Below are 18742 nucleotides of genomic sequence, written 5' to 3'. Positions count from 1 at the left end.
CTCAGCGGGCGATGCCGTCCCGCATCTCGGCGACCAGCGAAGCCACCACGGCCTTGAGCGAGCCGTTGTGCTGCTCGGCCACCGCCCGCTGCCGCAGGTAGCTCGGCCCGCGGGCCAGGATGGTTTCGACGTCGCGCAGTTCGGCCACGCAGTCCAGGCGGCGGGCGACCGGTTCGAGCCGGTCCAGCAGGTCGGCCAGGTCGTCGGTGACCAGCCGCTCGCGGCCGGCGGCGTCGAGGATGACGATCGCGTCGATGCCGTACCGGGCGGCGCGCCACTTGTTCTCCTGGACGTGCCAGGGCGGCAGCGTCGGCAGGCGCTCGCCGTCGTCGAGGCGGGTGCTGAAGTCCTCCACCAGGCACTGCGTCAGCGCCGAGACGGCGCCGACCTCCTCCAGCGTCGGCAGTCCGTCGCACACGCGCATCTCGATCGTGCCGAAGTGCGGGGCCGGGCGGATGTCCCAGCGGATCTCGGAGAAGTGGTCGATCACCCCGGTGACGAACATGTCGTCCACGTACCGCTCCAGCTCGGCCCATTCGGCGAACTGGAACGGCAGCCCGGCGGTCGGCAGCTGCTGGAACATCAGCGCCCGGTTGGACGCGTACCCGGTGTCCTCGGCGCCCCAGTACGGCGAGGAGGCCGAGAGGGCCTGCAGGTGCGGCGCGTAGTTCAGCATCGCGTCGAGCACCGGCAGCGCCTTGTCCCGGTGGTCCAGGCCGACGTGCACGTGGACGCCGTAGATCAGCATCTGCCGGCCCCACCAGCGGGTGCGGTCGATCAGCTTGGCGTAGCGCTCCCGGTCGGTCACCTTCTGCTGGTACCAGGTGGAGAACGGGTGGGTGCCGGCCGAGAACAGCTCCACGCCCAGCGGGTCGGTGACCCCGTGCACCACTTCGAGCGAGGCGGACAGGTCGGCCTTCAGCTCGGCCACGGTGGTGCAGACCCCGGAGATCACCTCGATGGTGTTGAGCAGCAGCTCCTGCTTGATCTTCGGGTGCTCGTCGGCCCCGTCCGGGCGCACCTGGTCGAGGATCCGCTCGGCGACCGAGGCCAGTTCGCCGCTGCGCCGGTCCACCAGCGCCAGTTCCCACTCCGCGCCGATCGTCGAACGGCGTGAGGGGGTGAAGTCGATCCGCATGCCCGCCCGGTCAGACCTGGGCGCCGTTGTGCGGGTCGGCGCCGGGCGGCGGGCCCTGGCGCACGCGCAGCAGCAGGAGCGCGATCGCCGTGGCGAGCGCGAGGATGCCCAGCGGCATGGACAGCGAGGGGCTGACGCCGATCAGGTTGGGCACGATCAGCAGCAGCAGGCCGACCACGAAGAACAGCAGGACCACGAACGCGCCCTTGCGCGGGCGGGGCAGCGGCGGCGGCTCCGGCGGGACGAAGTGCTCGTCGTCCCCGGCCGGGTCGTCGGAGAACATGGTGGCGTCCCAGCTCGTGCCCCCGCTGCGCCAGCCTTCCCCCGGCTCCGCCGGTTTCTCCGGCTTCGCGGGCGGCGGCGGGCTGCTGTCGGAGGGCCGCTCGGCCGCCGGGTCCGCGGCGGCCTCCGGCGCGTCCGCGGTGAACACGCCCACGCCTTCGGCCCGCAGGTCCGCCACGATCTCGGCGAAGGTCGCGTCGACGTCCTCGGGGCCGTCCGCGCCTTTCCCCCTGCTCATCGGTAACCCCCCTGTCCCGCCCGCGTCGCCCGGGCGAAGTCGACACTGCGGCTGAAGATCAGTTCCGCGTCGTTGTCCTGGGTCGCGACGTGGAAGCTGTGCTCCAGCACCACTTCGGTGACGTCCGTGCTGGCGATCCCGGCCAGCACGATCTGCGCGTTCTCGGGTTCTACGACGTGGTCGACCCGGGAGTGCAGCAGCAGCACCGGCTGCGTGACCCGGCCCAGGTCGGCGCGCACCAGGCGCCACAGCCGGGCCAGGCTGGCCGCGGCGCGCACCGGTGTGCGCGGGTAGGCCAGCTCGGTCTCGCCCGGCTTGGCGATGTCGTTGGCGATCGCGGGCACCGACGGGACCAGGGGCGCGAGCAGCGGCAGCAGCTTCGTGTCCCACCCGAGCCGGGTGACCGACGGGTTGACCAGCACGATCCCGGCGATCCGGTCGCCGAACTCCTCGGCCAGCCGCAACGTCAGCGTGCCACCCATGGACAGGCCGCCGACGTACACCGTCTCGCAGGTGGACAGCAGGGCGAGCAGCTCCTCGCGGACCGCGCCGTACCAGTCCGGCCAGGTGGTCCGGTTGAGGTCCTGCCAGCGGGTGCCGTGGCCGGGCAGCAGCGGGCAGCGGACCTCGAACCCGGCTTCGGCCAGGTGGCGGCCCCAGGCGCGCAGCCCCGCCGGCGTTCCGGTGAAGCCGTGGCAGAGCAGGAACCCGGCCCCGGACGAACCGGTGTGGGCGAACGGTTCCGCGCCGGCGAGCACGCCCATGGCGAACGCCTTCCGATCGAAGCTGTGTAGGTCTTCCATGCTCTCACGCTCGCGCGGTGTTGTGGGGCCCCGGCCGCTGCCCGCGGGCACCGGCCGGGGCTGTGAGATCGGTCGCTGCCCGGCAGCGGCCCCCGGCCTCGCATTGTGCGCGGAGCACCCGGTTTCGTAGTCTTGGCGACTGAGAACTCGGACGTCGGGCCACGGGAAGGACAAGAGCGCGGTGCTGTACTGGCTCATGAAGTTCGTGTTCATCGGTCCGCTGCTCAAGACGCTGTGGCCGACCAAGGTCGTCGGCGCCGAGAACATCCCCGAGACCGGCGGCGTGATCCTGGCCGGCAACCACCTCGCCGTGGCCGACTCGTTCTTCATGCCGCTGCGGGTCAAGCGCAAGGTCACCTTCCCGGCCAAGTCGGAGTACTTCACCGAGCCGGGGATCAAGGGCCGGCTCAAGAAGTGGTTCTTCACCGGCGTCGGCCAGATCCCGATCGACCGCTCCGGCGGCAACGCCGCGCAGGCCGCGCTCGACACCGCCATCCGCTTGGTCCGCGAGGGCCACCTGCTCGGCATCTACCCCGAGGGCACGCGCTCGCCCGACGGCCGGCTGTACAAGGGCAAGACCGGCGTCGCCCGGATCGCCCTGGAATCGCGCGGACTGGTGGTGCCGGTGGCCATGGTCGGCACCGACAAGGTCAACCCGATCGGCTCCAAGATGTGGTGGCCGCGCCGCCTGGAGATCCGCTTCGGCACGCCGCTGGACTTCTCCCGCTACGACGGCCTGGCCGGTGACCGCTTCATCGAGCGCTCGATCACCGACGAGATCATGTACGCCCTGATGGAGCTCTCCGGTCAGGAGTACGTGGACATCTACGCGGCGAAGGCCAAGGAGCTGCTGGCCGCCGAAGCCGCCGGGATCCGCCCGAAGGTGCCGGCGCAGCCGTCCGCCCGGGACGCGGCCCGGGTGCCGGAGAGCAAGGCGGGCTAGCCCGTCCCGCCGCGATCCGCTTCCTCCCGCCACCGCCCTCGGCCGGGCCCCTTCGCGGCGCTGCTAGTTTTCCGCAGTGCGTTTTTTCTATGACACCGAGTTCATCGAGGACGGCGTGACCATCGACCTGGTGTCGATCGGTGTCGTTGACGAGCGCGGCCGCGAGTTCTACGCCGTGTCGACCGACTTCGACCCGGGCAAGGCCGGTCCCTGGGTCCGGGACAACGTGCTGCCGAAGCTGCCTTCGCCGGCCGATCCGGCCTGGCGCAGCCGGGAGCAGATCCGGACCGACCTGCTGGAGTTCTTCGGCAAGCCACCGGGCGGCATCGAGCTGTGGGCCTGGTTCGCCGCCTACGACCACGTCGCCTTGGCGCAACTGTGGGGCCCGATGCCCGCGCTGCCGCGCCAGCTACCGCGCTTCACCCGCGACCTGCGCCAGCGCTGGGAGGACGCGAACAAGCCCAAGCTCCCCGCCGCCCCCACCGACCAGCACGACGCGCTGGCCGACGCCCGGCACAACCACCAGCGCTGGGACGTGATCGAGGCGGCCTTCCACCGCCGCTGAGCTTTGCGGGACCGTCTGCAGGGGTGTCCCGGGCTGTCTTGGCGGGCTTCCGCCGTGGGGGAGGGGAGCCGCAGCGCGTCGTTCGTTCGCCGGTTTCGTGGCGCCGGTCCGGATGCCGGGCCTGGTCGCGGCCGCGAAGGCGTGGTTGCGCACCCGGCTCGGGCGCCCGCCGCGCCGCGCGGTCAGCGGCGGGCGCGGACAGCGGCGGCCAGCGTGTCGAGCAGATCGGTGGTCGAGTCCCAGTCCAGGCAGGCGTCGGTGATCGACTGGCCGTAGGCCAGCTCCGCGCCCCGGCCCAGCACGAGCTCCTGGCGCCCGGCGGTCAGGAAGCTCTCCATCATCAGCCCGGCGATCCCGCGCTCGCCCGCGGCGATCCGCCCGGCCAGCTCGGTCACGACCTCGCCTTGGCGGACGTGGTCCTTCCCGCTGTTGCCGTGGCTGGCGTCGACGATCACGCGCTCCGGCAGGCCCGCCTTCGCCAGCCGCTCCAGCGTCTCGGTCACCGAGGCCGGGTCGTAATTGGGGCCGGCCGAGCTGCCGCGCAGGATGACGTGGCAGTCCGGGTTGCCCGAGGTGGTCAGCAGCGCCGCGAGCCCGTCGACGGTGATGCCGGGGAACACGTGCGAAGCCGCGGCCGCGCGGGTGGCGTCGACCGCCACCTGGATGTCGCCCTCGGTCGAGTTCTTGATCCCCACCGGCATCGACAGCGCGCTGCACAGCTGCCGGTGCACCTGGCTCGCCGCCGTGCGCGCGCCGATCGAGCCCCAGCTCACCACGTCCGCGATGTACTGCGGCGTGATCGGGTCCAGGAACTCGCAGCCCACCGGCAGGCCGAGCGCCGACACGTCGAGCAGCAGCCGGCGGGCCAGCCGCAGGCCCTTGTTCACGGCGAAGGTGCCGTCCAGGTCCGGGTCGTTGATCAGGCCCTTCCAGCCCAGCGTGGTGCGCGGCTTCTCGAAGTACACGCGCATCACGATGTGGAGTTCGCCCCGCAGCCGCCCGGCCTGGGCGGCCAGCTTGCGGGCGTAGTCGAGCGCGGCCTCCGGGTCGTGCACCGAGCACGGGCCGACGACCACGACGAGCCGGTCGTCACGCCCGTCGAGGATGTCCACGGTCGCCCGGCGCCCGGTCCGCACGACCTCGGCCACGGCGGGGTCCACGGGGTGGTCCTCGCGGAGCATCGCGGGGGAGATGAGTGGGCTGATCGAGGTGGTGCGCCGGGCGTCCAGCCCACCGGCGTCCGGCTCGCCGGAACTCGGCCCGGCAGGACTCGGCCCGGCAGGACTCGGTACGGCAGGATTCGGTGCGGAAGTGGTCGGTGCGGGGGAGTTCACGGGTGGTTCCTTCCTGGAACACCGACCCGCGCAAGAATTCGCCGAGCCGGTGGAAGATCCGGCTCGGGCGGTGGTGGTCAGCGCAGGTTCACGCCGCCGGGCCCACCCGGGGCCGGCTTCGCAAACCAGGAATAGCGCTGCACGGGGTCAACCTAGCACAGGCTCGGGCCCGGACCGATTCGCCAGGTGGTACGGGCTGCACCGATCCAGACGAGAGCCGCTACCCTGGCGGCGAAATGTGACTGCAATCTCCACGTGACGAAAAGACGGAGGCTCGAGATGCGTGTCGGTGTGCTGACGGGTGGCGGGGACTGCCCGGGCCTGAACGCGGTGATCCGCGCGGTGGTCCGCAAGGGCATCGAGGTGCACGGCTGGGAGTTCGTCGGCTTCCGCAACGGGTGGCAGGGCCCGATCACCGGCGACAGCCGGCCGCTGGGCCTCGACGACGTCGAAGACATCCTCACCCGCGGCGGCACGATCCTGCGCTCTTCGCGGACCAACCCGTACAAGGTCGAGGGCGGGGTCGACAAGATCAAGGCCGTGCTGGCCGAGCAGCAGATCGACGCGCTGATCGCGATCGGCGGCGAGGACACCCTCGGGGTCGCGAAGCGGCTGACCGACGACGGCATCGGCGTCGTCGGCGTGCCCAAGACGATCGACAACGACCTGGGCGCCACCGACTACACCTTCGGCTTCGACACCGCGGTGGCCATCGCGACCGAGGCGATCGACCGGCTGCACACCACCGCGGAGTCGCACCACCGCGCGCTCGTGGTCGAGGTCATGGGCCGGCACGCGGGCTGGATCGCGCTGCACTCCGGCCTGGCCGGCGGCGCGAGCGTGATCCTGGTGCCGGAGCGCGAGTTCTCCGTCGACCAGGTGGTGGAATGGGTCGAGCGCCGGTTCGAGCGCGAGTACGCGCCGATCATCGTGGTCGCCGAGGGCGCGCTGCCCGAGGGTGGCAAGGAGAAGCTGCTGACCGGGGAGAAGGACGCCTTCGGCCACGTCCGCCTGGGCGGCATCGGCACCTGGCTGGCCGACGAGATCGCGCACCGCACCGGCAAGGAGTCCCGCGCCGTGGTGCTCGGGCACGTGCAGCGCGGCGGCACGCCGACCGCGTACGACCGCGTGCTCGCCACGCGCTTCGGCCTGCACGCGGTGGACGCGGTGGCCGACGGCGACTTCGGCGTGATGGTGGCGCTGAAGGGCACCGACATCGCCCGCGTGAAGCTGTCCGAGGCGACGGCGGAGCTGAAGACCGTGCCCCTCGAGCGTTACCAGGAGGCCGAGGTCTTCTTCGGCTGAGCCCGGCCCGTGGGTGGGGTGGGGCGGCCCCACCTCACCCACGGGAGCGCACGGTTTCGCCGGGCTCGGACGCACTGTCCATTTTCGACTTCTTCCGGCCTTTTTTCGCCGCGACCCGGAGCGGCTGTATCAAGTCCTCTGTGGACGCGGGGCGGCGGACCACCGCAGCTCGCCCCACCCCGGCCACCCCCGGCCACACGGACACCTTCGCGGGCGACCCCCAGGGCGTCCGCTCCGGCACCCCGCCCTCGCCACGGACCGGTGGCTGCCCGGACCGGTAGCGGTGGGTCAGCCCCCGTCCCCATCCCCGTCCGGCTCGGTCCGGTCCAGGTGCCGCTCCAGCGCGTCGAGCCGGCCGGACCAGAACCGGCGGTACGGGGCGAGCCAGGCGTCGACCTCGGCCAGCGGTTCGGGGCGCAGCCGGTAGCAGCGGCGCTGGGCCGCGACCCGCACCGTGACCAGTCCCGCCTCCCGCAGCACCCGCAGGTGCTTGGACACCGCGGGCTGGCTGAGCTCGAGCTCCTCGACCAGCTCGCCGACCGACCGTTCGCCGTCGCGGAGCAGGTCGAGGATCGAGCGGCGGCGGGGCTCGGCCAGCACGTCGAAGGTGGGCATCACCCCGGAAATGTGCCGCGGGCCGTACATGTCTGTCAAGGCATGTGCGAATTGCCGGGTATGAACTATGGACTGGACCATTGACCTAATGGTCTAGTCCACTTACGGTGTGACCGTCCCCACTCTGCCCCGTCACCTGGTGTGACTCCCCGAAGGAGCCCGGCATGGTTGGTCTGAGAAGGAAGAACCTCCTGTCCCTGATCGGCACGGTGGGCGTCGCGCTCGCCGGCCTCGCCCTCGTCGCGCCGGCCGCGCCCGCCGACGCGGCCCGGGCGCCCGCGAGCGCGCAGGCCTCCGTGGGCAAGGTCGTCGGCTACTTCACCGATTGGGGGGTCTACGACCGCAACTACCACGTCAAGAACATCGAGACCTCCGGCTCGGCGGCGAAGCTGACGCACATCAACTACGCGTTCGGCAACGTCACCAACGGTGGCTGCGCGATCGGCGACGCCTACGCCGATTACCAGAAGACCTACGACGCCGCGGGCAGTGTCGACGGCGTCGCCGACACCTGGGACCAGCCGCTCGCGGGCAGCTTCAACCAGCTGAAGAAGCTCAAGGCCAAGCACCCCGGGTTGAAGGTGATCTGGTCCTTCGGCGGCTGGAGCTGGTCCGGTGGCTTCGGCCAGGCCGCGCAGAACCCGGCCGCCTTCGCCAACTCCTGCTACAACCTGGTCAACGACCCCCGCTGGGCCGGCCTGTTCGACGGCATCGACCTCGACTGGGAGTACCCGAACGCCTGCGGGCTCAGCTGCGACAGCAGCGGCGCGGCGGCGTTCAAGAACGTGATGGCGGCGATGCGCGCCAAGTTCGGCGCCTCGAAGCTGGTCACCGCGGCCATCACCGCCGACGGCACCAACGGCGGCAAGATCGACGCCGCCGACTACGCGGGCGCCGCGCAGTACGTCGACTGGTACAACGTGATGACCTACGACTACTTCGGCGCGTTCAACGCCCAGGGCCCGACCGCCCCGCACTCGCCGCTGACCTCCTACGCGGGCATCCCGACCGCGGGATTCTACTCCGACGCGGCCATCCAGAAGCTCAAGAGCAAGGGCGTCCCGGCGTCGAAACTGCTGCTGGGCATCGGGTTCTACGGCCGCGGCTGGACCGGCGTCACCCAGTCCGCGCCGGGTGGCACCGCCACCGGGCCGGCGCCGGGCAAGTACGAGCCGGGCATCGAGGACTACAAGGTGCTCAAGAGCAGCTGCCCCTCGACCGGCACGGTCGCCGGCACCGCGTACGCCAAGTGCGGCTCGAACTGGTGGAGCTACGACACCCCGGCCACCATCGGCGGCAAGGTGAGCTACGCCAAGACCCAGGGCCTCGGCGGCGCCATGGTCTGGGAGCTCTCCGGCGACACCACCGGTGGCGAGCTGATCACGGCCGTCGCCAGGTGACGACCCGGTGCGCACCGGCGGTGCCGGTGCGCACCGGCACCGGGGCCGTCGGTGCCCCGGTTTATCGTGCTCCGGGTGAAGTTCACCGGATTCGGGGAGTACGCCGTCGATTTCTACGACGGGCTGGAGGCCGACAACTCCAAGTCCTACTGGGACCAGAACGTGGCCGTCTACCAGGCCGACGTGCGGGCGCCGATGGAGGCGCTGCTCAAGGAGCTGGCGCCGGAGTTCGGCCCCGGGTTCGGCGAGGGCAAGGTGTTCCGGCCCTACCGCGACGTGCGGTTCGCCAAGGACAAGACCCCGTACAAGACCCACTGCGGCGGGGTGCTGGAGGCCGGCCGCGGCGGCGGCGCGTACTACGTGGAGCTGGGCCCGGCCGGGTTGCGCGTCGGCGGCGGCTGCTTCTACCTGGCCTCGGACCAGCTCGCGCGGTTCCGGGCCGCGGTCGACACCGAGCTGCACGGTCCGGAGCTGGAGAAGATCCTGGCTCGGCTGCGCCGCGGCGGCTGGGAGGTCGAGGGCGACCGGCTCAAGTCCCGTCCGCGCGGCTTCGCCGAGGACCACCCGCGCATCGACCTGCTGCGGTACCGCTCGGTCTACGCGGCCCGCACCTGGGAGCCGGCCGACTTCCTGCACGAGCGGGAGGCGCTGGAGCGCGTGCGCAAGGCGTGGCGGCAGGTGCGGGCGTTCAACGAATGGGCGCGCGACCACGTCGGGCCCAGCGAGCAGCCCCGGCGGTGAACCCGGCCCCGACCAGGGCGCAGTCACGATCCGGGCCTGCCGCCGCCGGCCGGGCGGCGGGCTCCGGCCCGCCGGGTTTCTGAACCGTTCCCCTGAACTTTTCGGTATCGGTACAGACGTGGGCGGGACGAGGGACTACTCTCAACGAACGTGAGCCGACGCGCGAAGATCGTTTGTACACTGGGCCCCGCCACCTCCACCCCGGAGAAGATGCGGGCACTCGTCGATGCCGGGATGGACGTCGCGAGGATGAACTTCAGCCACGGAAGCCACAGCGACCACAAGCAGGTCTACGACCTGGTCCGGTCCGCCGCGGCCGAGAGCGGCCGGGCGGTGGGCATCCTGGCCGACCTGCAGGGCCCGAAGATCCGCCTGGGCACCTTCGCCAACGGCGCGGTCGAGTGGCAGAACGGCGACATCGTCCGCATCACCGTCGAGGACGTCGCCGGCACCCACGACCGGGTCTCCACCACCTACAAGGGGCTGGCCCGCGACGCCAAGCCGGGCGACCGGCTGCTGGTCGACGACGGCAAGGTCGGCCTCGTGGTCCAGGGGGTCGAGGGCCCGGACGTGGTGTGCGAGGTGACCGAGGGCGGCCCGGTCAGCAACAACAAGGGCGTTTCGCTGCCCGGCATGGACGTGTCGGTGCCGGCCCTGTCCGAGAAGGACATCGAGGACCTCGAGTTCGCGTTGCAGCTGGGCGTGGACTTCATCGCGTTGTCCTTCGTGCGCTCCCCGGCCGACATCGACCTGGTGCACCAGGTGATGGACCGCGTCGGCAAGGGCCGGCTGCCGGTGGTGGCCAAGATCGAGAAGCCCGAGGCGGTCTACAACCTCGAGGCGATCGTGCTGGCGTTCGACGCGGTGATGGTCGCCCGCGGCGACCTCGGCGTCGAACTGCCGCTGGAGCAGGTTCCGCTGGTGCAGAAGCGCGCCATCCAGATCTGCCGGGAGAACGCGAAGCCGGTCATCGTCGCGACGCAGATGCTCGAGTCGATGATCACCAACTCGCGCCCCACCCGCGCGGAGGCCTCCGACGTCGCGAACGCGGTGCTCGACGGTGCCGACGCGCTGATGCTCTCCGGTGAGACCAGCGTCGGGCGGTACGCGATCGAGGTCGTGCAGACCATGGGCCGGATCATCGAGGCGGTCGAGACCGACTCGCCGGTCGTGCCGCCGCTGACCCACGTGCCGCGCACCAAGCGCGGGGTGATCTCCTACGCCGCCCGCGACATCGGCGAGCGGCTGAACGCCAAGGCGCTGGTGGCCTTCACCCAGTCCGGTGACACGGTCCGGCGGCTGGCCCGGCTGCACACCCGGCTGCCGCTGCTGGCGTTCACGCCGGAGGAGTGCGTGCGCAGCCAGCTGTCGATGACCTGGGGGACGAACACCCAGATCGTGCCGCGGGTGGACTCCACCGACCAGATGATCCAGCAGGTCGACCACAAGATGCTGGAGATGGGCAAGTACCAGCGCGGCGACCTGGTGGTCATCGTGGCCGGTTCCCCGCCCGGGACCGTGGGCTCGACCAACCTGATCCACGTGCACCGCCTCGGTGAAGACGACCACGCGTAAGGGACGGGGCCCGGGCCCGCCGTCTAGGGTTCGGGCATGACTGAAATGGCCAGGAAGGCCGCCACCGGGCTGGACGAAAGCCGCGGTGGTGGCGGGCAGCCGGTGCTCGACCGGCTGGTCGCGCTGCTCGACCTGGAGAAGATCGAAGAGAACTACTACCGCGGCGTCTCGCCCGCGCACTCGCCGGTCCGCGTGTTCGGCGGGCAGGTCGCGGGGCAGGCGCTGGTCGCGGCCGGGCGCACGGTGCCGGACGAGCGCCGGGTGCACTCGCTGCACGCGTACTTCATCCGCGGCGGCGACCCGAGCGTGCCGATCGTCTACGAGGTCGACCGGATCCGGGACGGCCGCTCGTTCACCACCCGGCGGGTGGTCGCCGTCCAGCACGGCAAGGCGATCTTCTCGCTGTCCGCCTCGTTCCAGAAGGACGAGGACGGCGTCGGGCACGCCGACGCCATGCCGGACGTGCCGGCCCCGGAGACGTTGCCGACCTTCCACGAGCGCGTCGAGGGCCTGGGCCTGAGGTTCACCGACCGGCCGCGCCCGATCGACGTGCGCTACGTGAACGAGCCGCCGTGGGTCACCCGCGAGACCGGGGAACGGCCGGCCACCAACCGCGTCTGGATGCGCGCCGACGGCACCCTGCCGGACCAGCAGCTGCTGCACGTCTGCGTACTCGCCTACGCCTCCGACATGACCCTGCTCGACTCGGTCCTCGCGCGCCACGGCGTGTACTGGGACGACAAGAACGTGCTCGGCGTCAGCCTCGACCACGCGTTGTGGTTCCACCGGCCGTTCCGGGCCGACGACTGGCTGCTCTACGACTGCGCCTCGCCGAACGCGGCCGGGGCTCGCGGGCTGGCCACCGGCCGGTTCTTCGCCCAGGACGGCACGCTCGTCGCGACCGTGGTCCAGGAGGGCCTGCTGCGGGTCCGGTGACGGCACCGCGCCCGGGTGGACGGGGCGGCCCGGGGAAATGTGGTGATACCGAGAGTGTGCCGCCCGCGGGGCTGCGGGAAATGAGCCACGCTTCCGGGTGAGTAAAAGGGGCAGAAAAAGCACGGGGCCACGGATTGCGGCCGGGATGGAAGGTGCCCGGGACCGGTCGGGGGACAGCCCCGGGCACCCTCCGCCGGAAACGCCCGCGCACTTCGTTCAGCGTCTCCGGCTGGTCTTCGTCTACCCTGCTCAGGGGGCCGGACCGGTCTTCGCCGGCCGGCCGCGCCGCCGATCCGGGAACGGCTCCCGCGAGCACGATGTCAGACTACGAGCGCACTCTGCAAATTGCAGGATGGAACTCGGCCTGAAGTCGGGCACCCCGCAGGGTTAATGCGTCACCGGGTACGCGGTCGGCTGGTTAGATATGTGGTGCGGGCAAAGGCGCGCGCGACGGGGGAAGACGGATCCGGAGGTGCTGTCGTGGCGAGAGGACAGGGACCCACCGTCCGCCGCCGGAGGCTCGCGAGCGAGCTGCGGCGGCTCCGTGAGGCCGCCGACCTCACCATCGACGAGGTGGGCGAGAAGCTGGAGTGCTCGGCCTCGAAGGTCAGCCGCATCGAAACCGGCCACGTCGGTGTCACCCCGCGAGACGCCCGGGACATGCTGGCGCTGTACGGGATCACCGGTGACGAGCAGGAGGCGCTGGTCCAGCTGGCCCGCGAAGCGCGCAAGCGCGGGTGGTGGCACGCCTACAACGAGGTGTTCACCGGCACCTTCGTCGGGCTCGAGGCCGATGCCAGCTCGCTGCGCGCGTTCCAGGCGCTGCTGGTGCCCGGGCTGCTGCAGACCGAGCGGTACGCGCACGCGGTGATCCGGGCGCTGCGGCCGGACGCGGAGGACGCCGAGATCCGGCGCCGCGTGGCCGCGCGGATGGCGCGCCAGGAACTGCTGAGCGACACCCCGCCGGTGGAGTACTGGGCGGTGGTCGACGAGGCCGTGCTGCACCGCGTGGTGGACGGGCCCGAGGTGATGGCCGAGCAGCTCCACCGGATCGTCGCCGACGCCGAGAAGCCCAATGTCACCGTTCAGGTGGTGCCCTTCGGCGCCGGGGCCCACCCCGGGATGGAAGGCCCGTTCCTGATCATGGGCTTCCCCGAGCAGGCCGACCCCGACGTCGTCTACGTCGACGACAGCACCTCCAGCGGCCTGTACCTGGAGGAACCCTTTGACGTCCGGCGCTACGCGCTGATGTTCGACCATTTGCGCGCAGCCGCGCTGAAACCGGACGACTCGGTCGACCTGATCGCCGAGGCAGCCGGCCGGTTCGCCGAACAGGCGGTCCGGCCGGGCGCAGCGCCCACCACCGGGAACCGACGAAACAGTTAGGAAGTGGGGTTATGACTCCGGACGCAGGCCTCTCTGGGGCTCAGTGGCGTAAGAGCAGTTACAGCGGCGGCGGCAACGACTGCGTCGAAATCGCCTTCGTCGACGGCGGCGCCGCAGTGCGCGACTCCAAGGAACCCGAAGGGGGTGCCTTCCGCCTCCCCGCCTCGGGGTGGCAGGGGCTGCTGGCGACGGTGCGCGCCGGCGGCCCGTCGCGCGGCTGAACCTTTCCACGGACGACCCCTTACCCCCGCCGACCTGGTCGGCGATGTGGGTAAGGGGTCGTTCGCCGTCCAGGCCTGGGTGATCACCCGATGCCCGCGTCCACCCCTCAGGACGACGGTGGGTGTCACCGGGGAAGGCCGCTGCACGAGCGGCCGTCCCCGAACGAGGCAACCGGAGGGGACCGAACCATGAGTGATCTGTACCTGGACGCAGTGCGCGCCGAAGTGGCGTACCGGGTCGACGAACTGCAGCGGACCCGGAACGCCGGAGGCCGGCCACCGGCGCACCGCGCCGTGCGCTGGCTGCGCACCCACCGGCTGACCAGCTTGGACGTACCCGAGCAGTCCCGCCGCGAGGCCGCCCGGCCGTCCTCCGGGCTCGGCTCCGGAAGCCGTTGAGCCCATGACCGCTGCCTGGCCTGTGACCGGGGGTCGGCGGGATGAGACCGGGCTCATGAAACCGTCGGGGGAAACCAGGCCGAAACTGTCGGTGGGGTGGACGAGAATGCCTCTCGTGCCCCGCCTTGGCTCCGGAATCCCGCTGGTCGCCCGCACGCACGAGATGCGGCGGCTGCGCAGTGCCTTCGCCCGCGCCGGCCGGCGCGAGGCGGGGGCCGTGCTGGTCTCCGGCGATGCCGGGGTGGGCAAGACCCGGCTGCTGACCGCGCTGGGCGAGCACGTCACCGCGGCCGGTGCGCTGGTGCTCACCGGCCGGTGCATCGACGTGCGCGACGGCGGCCTGCCGTACCTGCCGTTCGCCGAGGCGCTGGCCCCGCTCGGGTCCTCGGCCGATCCGCTGGTGTCGGCCGCGGTGCGGGCCCGGCCCGCGCTGGCCCGGCTGCTGCCGCAGAGCGGCGAGCCCGAGCCGGCCGCGGCGGGCGAGCACGGGCAGGTTTCGGCCAACGAGCGCGAGGCGATGCGCCGGCCGCGCCCGGAACAGGACCTCGGCCAGCTGCAGCTGTTCGACGCGGTGCTGGGGGTGCTGACCGAGGTCGCCGAGTCGCGGCCGGTGGTGGTCCTGCTGGAGGACCTGCACTGGGCCGACTCCTCGACCCGCAACCTGCTGTCGTTCCTGCTCAGCCGGCTGCGCGCGCAGCGGCTGCTGGTGGTCGGCAGCTACCGGGAGGAGGACGTGCACCGCCGGCACCCGTTGCGTGGGCTGCTCTCCGAGCTGGTCCGGCTGCCCACCGTCGAGCAGGTCGCGCTGACCCCGTTCGGGCCGGCCGACGCGCGGGCGTTCGTCGAGGCGCTGGCCGACGAACCGCTGGCCCCCGAGGTGGTGGCCGACATCGTCGCGCGGTCCGAGGGCAACCCGTTCTTCGCCGAGGAGCTGCTGGCCACCAGCACCGACCGCCGCGATCTGCCGGCCGGGCTGGCGGAGGTGCTGCTGGCCCGGCTGGAGCGCTTCCCGGCCGAGACCCGACGGGTGCTGCGGGTGGTCTCGGTGGCCAACGAGCCGGTGTCGCACGGCGCGCTCACCGCGGTCTCGGGCCTGGGCGAGCTGGAGCTGGACGAGGTGCTGCGCGAGGCCGTGCAGCACCACGTGCTGGTGATCGAGGGCGGCAGCTACGTGTTCCGGCACGCCCTGCTGCAGGAAGCGGTGTACGGCGACCTGCTGCCGGGAGAGCGCACGCGGATGCACTCGGCGTACGCGGCGCGGATCCTGGCGGTGCCGCAGGGCCGCGGGCACGACGCGAAGCTGGCGTTCCACAGCCTGGAGAGCCGGGACCTGGTCACCGCCCTGCCCGCGCTGCTGCGCGCCATGGACGAGGCGGAGAAGCTGGGCGCACCCGGCGCCGCACTGCGGCACGCCGAGCAGGCACTGTCCATTTGGGACGCGGTACCGGCCGAAGGCCGTCCCGAAGGCGTCGATGAGCTGAAGCTGCTGCACGAGGCTTCGTACTTCGCCGGCACCTCGGGCGAGCCGGAGCGGGCCGCGGCGTTCGCGCGCTCGGCCACCGAGGCGCTGCGGCCGGACACGTCACCGGACCGCGCGGCCAAGGTGTGGCGGAGGCTGGCCGAGGCGCTGAACGTGCTGGAGGGCCGGCTGGACGAGGCCCTGGCCGCCATGGACCGGGCCTGGGAGCTGGTCGAGGACAGCGAGCCCAGCATCACCCGGGCCTGGGTGCTGGCCACCCGCGCCGGGTTCCAGCGGGCGATCGACCAGCCGGAGGAGGCGCTGGACAACGCGCTCACGGCGGTCGCGGACGCACGGGTGGCCGGGAGCGTCGGGGCCGAGGCGTCCGCGCTGATCACCCTCGGCACCCTGGCCGATTCGGCCGGCGACCCCGAGGAAGCGCGGCACCGGCTGCTCCAGGCCATTGGCAAGGCGCACAACGGAAAGGCGCTCAACGTCGAGCTCCGCGGGATGTACTTCCTGGCGTTGAGCTACGACGACCAGGCCGAGCTGGCCGAGGCGCTGGTCCACGCGAAGCGCGGCGTCGAGCGGGCCGAGGAGAGCGGGCTCGCCTGGAGCTCGTACGGGCTGGAGCTGCGCGCGCGGCACCTGTACCTGCGCTACCTGGCGGGGGACTGGCCGGCCGAGGACGCGGCCGGGCGCGCGGGCCGGGGCGTGTCGAGCGCGGTGGCGGCGCGGATCCTGGCCAACTGGATGCTGTTCCTGGTGGCCCGCGGCCGGTTCGAGGACGCGGCGAAGCTGCTGCCCGGGCTGCGGCGGAACTGGTCCGCCGACATCCAGATCGCCCTGTCGGCCGGAGACGCGGAGATCGAGCTGGCCACCTGGCGTGGTCAGCACCAGGAGGCAGCGCGCATCGCCGAGGAACTGCTCGACTGGCTCGACCAGGTGGAGCCGTCGCTGCTGGGCGGAATCCGGATCGCCGCGCTGGGGCTGGCCTCGGCGATCACCGGGGCGTCCGCCGCGCGGGCCCACGGCGACCAGGCGAAGGCCGGTCAGCTCACCGAGCTCGGCCGCCGGCTGCTCGAACGCGGCCGTAAATCCGCGAAGGAGGGGTCGCCGCGCTCGGGCACGCTCGGCCCGGAAGGACGCGCGTGGCTCGCCCGCGCCGAAGCCTGGGGCAGCGCCCTCGACGGCCCTCTCGACCCGGCGCTCTGGGCCGCCGCGGCCGAGGCGTTCGGCTACGGCGCGGTGTACGAGCAGGCGATCTGCCGCTGGCACCAGGCCGAGGCCCTGATGGCCGGCGGGGACCCGGCCGCGGCCGTGATCCCGCTGGAAGCCGCCCACGACCTCGCCGACCGGCTGGACGCGCTGCCGTTGCGCGAGGCCGTCCGCGACCTCGCGCGCCGCGCGCGGCTGGACCTCCCGGGCCTCGACCCGGCCGCACCGCACCCCGGGCCCCGGGCGATCACCGACCCCCTGACCGAGCGCGAGCGCGACGTACTGGAGCGGGTGGCCCTGGGCCGCACCAACCGCCAGGTCGGGGAAGAGCTCTACATCAGCGAGAAGACGGTGAGCGTGCACCTGTCACGAGTGATGGCGAAGCTGGGCGCGGGCCGACGCGCGGAAGCCGTCGCCATCGCCTACGACCGAGGTCTGCTTTCCGCCCCCGCGGGCCCGCCACCGAAGGACTGACGCCGGGCCCGCACAGCACCGAAGGGGCCGGCCAGCTCGGCGCAGAAGGTCAACGCCAGGGGATGCGGCGCAGCAGCTTCATGCTCGCGGTCATCATCCGCGCCCACGCCGCACCCGGAACCCACCGTGGTGGGCGCAGGGCCAGGCCGCGCTGCAGGGCGATCGACTGCGTCTCGGTGTACCTCAGCAGGCCCTCGGCGCCGTTGCGGCGGCCGGCGCCGGATTCCTTCATCCCGCCCATCGGCACGCCGACACTGCCGAAGGTCGCGGCGTAGCCCTCGTTGATGTTCACCGTGCCGGCCTTCAGCCGGGCCGCGACCTCCCAGCCGGCGCGGCCGTTGCGGGACCAGACGCTGGCGTTGAGCCCGAACGGGGTGTCGTTGGCCCGCTCGATGGCCTCGTTGACGTCGGTGTAACCGTAGATCGAGACCACCGGCCCGAACGTCTCGTCGGCGAACGGCGCCATCCCGGCCGTGACACCGGTGAGCACGGTCGGCTCGTAGAACAGCGGGCCGAGGTCCGGTCGCGCCCGGCCGCCGGTGAGCACCCGGGCGCCCTTGGCCCGGGCGTCTTCGACGTGCGCGGTGACGGTCTCCAGCTGGCTCTCCGAAGTCAGCGAGCCCATCTGCGCGCCGTAGCCGAGGGTGCCGCCGAGCTTCAGGGCGGCCGTGCGGGCGACGAACGCCCGGGTGAACTCCTCGCGGACGCTTTCGTGCACGTAGATCCGCTCCACCGAGACGCACAGCTGACCGGCCGAGGAGAAGCACGCGGTGACGGCGCCGGTCGCGGCCTTGGCCAGGTCCGCGTCCGGCAGCACGACCATCGGGTTCTTGCCGCCCAGCTCCAGGGAGTAGCCGGTCAGCCGCGGGGCGATCCGCCCGGCCAGCTCCCGGCCGGTCGGGGTGGAGCCGGTGAAGCAGAGGTAGTCGCACTCCTCGACCAGTGCGGTGCCGATGACCGAGCCCCGCCCGAGCACCACCTGCCACAGCCCGGCCGGCAGGCCCGCCTCCTCGGCCAGCTCCTGCAGCCACAACGCGGACAGCGCGGTCTGGTTGTCCGGCTTCTGCACCACGGCGTTGCCCGCGGCCAGCGCGGGGAGGGCGTCCATCGCGGTCAGCGCCAGCGGGTAGTTCCAGGGCGAGATGATCCCGACGACCCCCTTGGGGTGGTGCAGCTCGCCGGCCTTGGTCAGCCCGGGGATCACCCCGGCGCCGCGCCGGGGCGCGAGGATCCGGGCGCTGTGCTTGCCGTAGTAGGCCGCGACCAGCGCGGTGGCGCTGACCTCGTCGAAGGCGTCGATCCGGGCCTTGCCCGCCTCCACCTGCACCAGGTCGAGGGCCTCGGACTGGCGGTCGAGGACCAGGTCGTGCAGCCGGATGAGGAAGCGCTGCCGGTCCGCGGCCGGGCGCGCGGCCCAGTCTCGCTGCTCCTCGCGCGCGGCGGCGAAGGCGGCGCGCACCTCGGCGTCGGTGGCCTGGGGGAGCGTCGTGACCGGCAGACCGGTGAAGGGCGCGCGCATCCGGACGGGGGCCGAGTCCGCGCCGCCGGTCACCCGGGCCACGAGGCGGGCGGCGCGGTCCGCGGTGGGAGCGCCGTCGACACCCCCGATGGTCGCCGGTGGCGCCTCGCCGGGCGCCTGGCCGCTGACGTTCGCCGATGTCGTACTGGTCATGGCGTCTCCGTTCGGACCGGTGTTACCGACGAGTAAAC

17 protein-coding genes are annotated in these 18742 nt (G+C 72.3%); 11 read left to right on the top strand and 6 right to left on the bottom strand.

The genetic code is table 11. From position 1 onward, the window contains the following. Nucleotide 1 precedes the first annotated feature (1 nt). The 3 genes from NYF13_RS25355 to NYF13_RS25345 are packed head-to-tail and all read right to left on the bottom strand — an operon-like array spanning nt 2 to nt 2422. Nucleotides 2–1138: a glutamate--cysteine ligase gene (locus NYF13_RS25355; protein WP_315660142.1), complete on the bottom strand. Its 1137-nt coding sequence runs from the start codon at nt 1136–1138 to the stop codon at nt 2–4. Nucleotides 1139–1148: 10 nt separating this feature from the next. Next, complete coding sequence (locus tag NYF13_RS25350) at nt 1149–1658, bottom strand: hypothetical protein (protein ID WP_315660141.1); 510 nt, start codon at nt 1656–1658, stop codon at nt 1149–1151. Beyond that, nucleotides 1655–2422, bottom strand: a complete 768-nt coding sequence (locus tag NYF13_RS25345; protein ID WP_315660425.1) for an alpha/beta fold hydrolase — start codon at nt 2420–2422, stop codon at nt 1655–1657. The genes NYF13_RS25350 and NYF13_RS25345 overlap by 4 nt, the downstream gene beginning before the upstream one ends. A 220-nt stretch (nt 2423–2642) precedes the next feature. Between NYF13_RS25345 and NYF13_RS25340 the strand changes: the two genes are divergently transcribed. Next, nucleotides 2643–3404 (top strand): lysophospholipid acyltransferase family protein, encoded by a 762-nt coding sequence (locus tag NYF13_RS25340; protein WP_315660140.1) that lies wholly within the window; start codon nt 2643–2645, stop codon nt 3402–3404. Nucleotides 3405–3480: 76 nt separating this feature from the next. After that, nucleotides 3481–3969 (top strand): polyadenylate-specific 3'-exoribonuclease AS, encoded by a 489-nt coding sequence (locus NYF13_RS25335; RefSeq protein WP_315660139.1) that lies wholly within the window; start codon nt 3481–3483, stop codon nt 3967–3969. Nucleotides 3970–4151: 182 nt separating this feature from the next. Here NYF13_RS25335 and NYF13_RS25330 read toward each other — a convergent pair whose 3' ends face one another. After that, nucleotides 4152–5198, bottom strand: a complete 1047-nt coding sequence (locus NYF13_RS25330; RefSeq protein ID WP_315660424.1) for a 3-deoxy-7-phosphoheptulonate synthase — start codon at nt 5196–5198, stop codon at nt 4152–4154. A gap of 384 nt (nt 5199–5582) precedes the next feature. Here NYF13_RS25330 and NYF13_RS25325 point away from each other — a divergent pair, with 384 nt between their 5' ends. Further along, nucleotides 5583–6608 carry a 6-phosphofructokinase gene (locus tag NYF13_RS25325; protein WP_315660138.1) on the top strand — a complete coding sequence of 342 codons (1026 nt, stop codon included), beginning with the start codon at nt 5583–5585 and terminating at the stop codon, nt 6606–6608. Between the two features lie 288 nt (nt 6609–6896). On the opposite strand, the gene NYF13_RS25320 is transcribed toward NYF13_RS25325, so the two are convergent. Next, entirely contained in the window at nt 6897–7223 is a 327-nt protein-coding gene (locus NYF13_RS25320) for a metalloregulator ArsR/SmtB family transcription factor (RefSeq protein ID WP_315660423.1), read from the bottom strand. A 164-nt stretch (nt 7224–7387) separates the two neighbouring features. Here NYF13_RS25320 and NYF13_RS25315 point away from each other — a divergent pair, with 164 nt between their 5' ends. The 8 genes from NYF13_RS25315 (at nt 7388) to NYF13_RS25280 (ending at nt 17032) form a co-directional block, all read left to right on the top strand. After that, on the top strand, nt 7388–8623 hold the full coding sequence (locus NYF13_RS25315; protein WP_315660137.1) for a glycoside hydrolase family 18 protein: 1236 nt from the start codon (nt 7388–7390) through the stop codon (nt 8621–8623). A gap of 75 nt (nt 8624–8698) precedes the next feature. Continuing rightward, nucleotides 8699–9364, top strand: coding sequence for a DUF2461 domain-containing protein (locus NYF13_RS25310; RefSeq protein ID WP_315660136.1), 666 nt, complete (start codon nt 8699–8701; stop codon nt 9362–9364). 150 nt (nt 9365–9514) lie between these two features. Beyond that, nucleotides 9515–10939, top strand: coding sequence for a pyruvate kinase (pyk, locus tag NYF13_RS25305; RefSeq protein WP_315660135.1), 1425 nt, complete (start codon nt 9515–9517; stop codon nt 10937–10939). 36 nt (nt 10940–10975) lie between these two features. Next, a complete protein-coding gene (gene tesB / locus NYF13_RS25300) occupies nt 10976–11875 on the top strand; it encodes an acyl-CoA thioesterase II (RefSeq protein ID WP_315660134.1) in 900 nt (299 codons plus the stop codon). 480 nt (nt 11876–12355) lie between these two features. Then, entirely contained in the window at nt 12356–13261 is a 906-nt protein-coding gene (locus NYF13_RS25295; RefSeq protein ID WP_315660133.1) for a helix-turn-helix transcriptional regulator, read from the top strand. A gap of 11 nt (nt 13262–13272) precedes the next feature. Next, nucleotides 13273–13482 (top strand): DUF397 domain-containing protein, encoded by a 210-nt coding sequence (locus NYF13_RS25290; protein WP_315660132.1) that lies wholly within the window; start codon nt 13273–13275, stop codon nt 13480–13482. Nucleotides 13483–13671: 189 nt separating this feature from the next. Continuing rightward, a complete protein-coding gene (locus tag NYF13_RS25285) occupies nt 13672–13881 on the top strand; it encodes a hypothetical protein (RefSeq protein ID WP_315660131.1) in 210 nt (69 codons plus the stop codon). A gap of 106 nt (nt 13882–13987) precedes the next feature. Further along, nucleotides 13988–17032 carry an AAA family ATPase gene (locus NYF13_RS25280; protein ID WP_315660130.1) on the top strand — a complete coding sequence of 1015 codons (3045 nt, stop codon included), beginning with the start codon at nt 13988–13990 and terminating at the stop codon, nt 17030–17032. Nucleotides 17033–17081: 49 nt separating this feature from the next. On the opposite strand, the gene NYF13_RS25275 is transcribed toward NYF13_RS25280, so the two are convergent. Further along, the gene (locus NYF13_RS25275) at nt 17082–18704 is read right to left on the bottom strand and encodes a succinic semialdehyde dehydrogenase (RefSeq protein WP_315660129.1); all 1623 of its coding nucleotides are present in this window, start codon (nt 18702–18704) and stop codon (nt 17082–17084) included. Between the last annotated feature and the right edge of the window lie 38 nt (nt 18705–18742).

This window comes from Amycolatopsis sp. PS_44_ISF1, from assembly GCF_032335455.1.
Classification (GTDB): domain Bacteria; phylum Actinomycetota; class Actinomycetes; order Mycobacteriales; family Pseudonocardiaceae; genus Amycolatopsis.
Note: the sequence above shows the minus strand (reverse complement) of the source record. Positions and strands in the feature narration are given on the sequence as shown.

What these genes read in the sequence shown, in the direction of transcription:
- NYF13_RS25355 (WP_315660142.1), bottom strand. Translation starts at nt 1,138, where the DNA reads ATGCGGATCGACTTCACCCCCTCACGCCGTTCGACGATCGGCGCGGAG.
- NYF13_RS25350 (WP_315660141.1), bottom strand. Translation starts at nt 1,658, where the DNA reads ATGAGCAGGGGGAAAGGCGCGGACGGCCCCGAGGACGTCGACGCGACC.
- NYF13_RS25345 (WP_315660425.1), bottom strand. Translation starts at nt 2,422, where the DNA reads ATGGGCGTGCTCGCCGGCGCGGAACCGTTCGCCCACACCGGTTCGTCC.
- NYF13_RS25325 (WP_315660138.1), top strand. Translation starts at nt 5,583, where the DNA reads ATGCGTGTCGGTGTGCTGACGGGTGGCGGGGACTGCCCGGGCCTGAAC.
- NYF13_RS25320 (WP_315660423.1), bottom strand. Translation starts at nt 7,223, where the DNA reads ATGCCCACCTTCGACGTGCTGGCCGAGCCCCGCCGCCGCTCGATCCTC.
- NYF13_RS25315 (WP_315660137.1), top strand. Translation starts at nt 7,388, where the DNA reads ATGGTTGGTCTGAGAAGGAAGAACCTCCTGTCCCTGATCGGCACGGTG.
- tesB (WP_315660134.1), top strand. Translation starts at nt 10,976, where the DNA reads ATGACTGAAATGGCCAGGAAGGCCGCCACCGGGCTGGACGAAAGCCGC.
- NYF13_RS25290 (WP_315660132.1), top strand. Translation starts at nt 13,273, where the DNA reads ATGACTCCGGACGCAGGCCTCTCTGGGGCTCAGTGGCGTAAGAGCAGT.
- NYF13_RS25285 (WP_315660131.1), top strand. Translation starts at nt 13,672, where the DNA reads ATGAGTGATCTGTACCTGGACGCAGTGCGCGCCGAAGTGGCGTACCGG.
- NYF13_RS25280 (WP_315660130.1), top strand. Translation starts at nt 13,988, where the DNA reads ATGCCTCTCGTGCCCCGCCTTGGCTCCGGAATCCCGCTGGTCGCCCGC.
- NYF13_RS25275 (WP_315660129.1), bottom strand. Translation starts at nt 18,704, where the DNA reads ATGACCAGTACGACATCGGCGAACGTCAGCGGCCAGGCGCCCGGCGAG.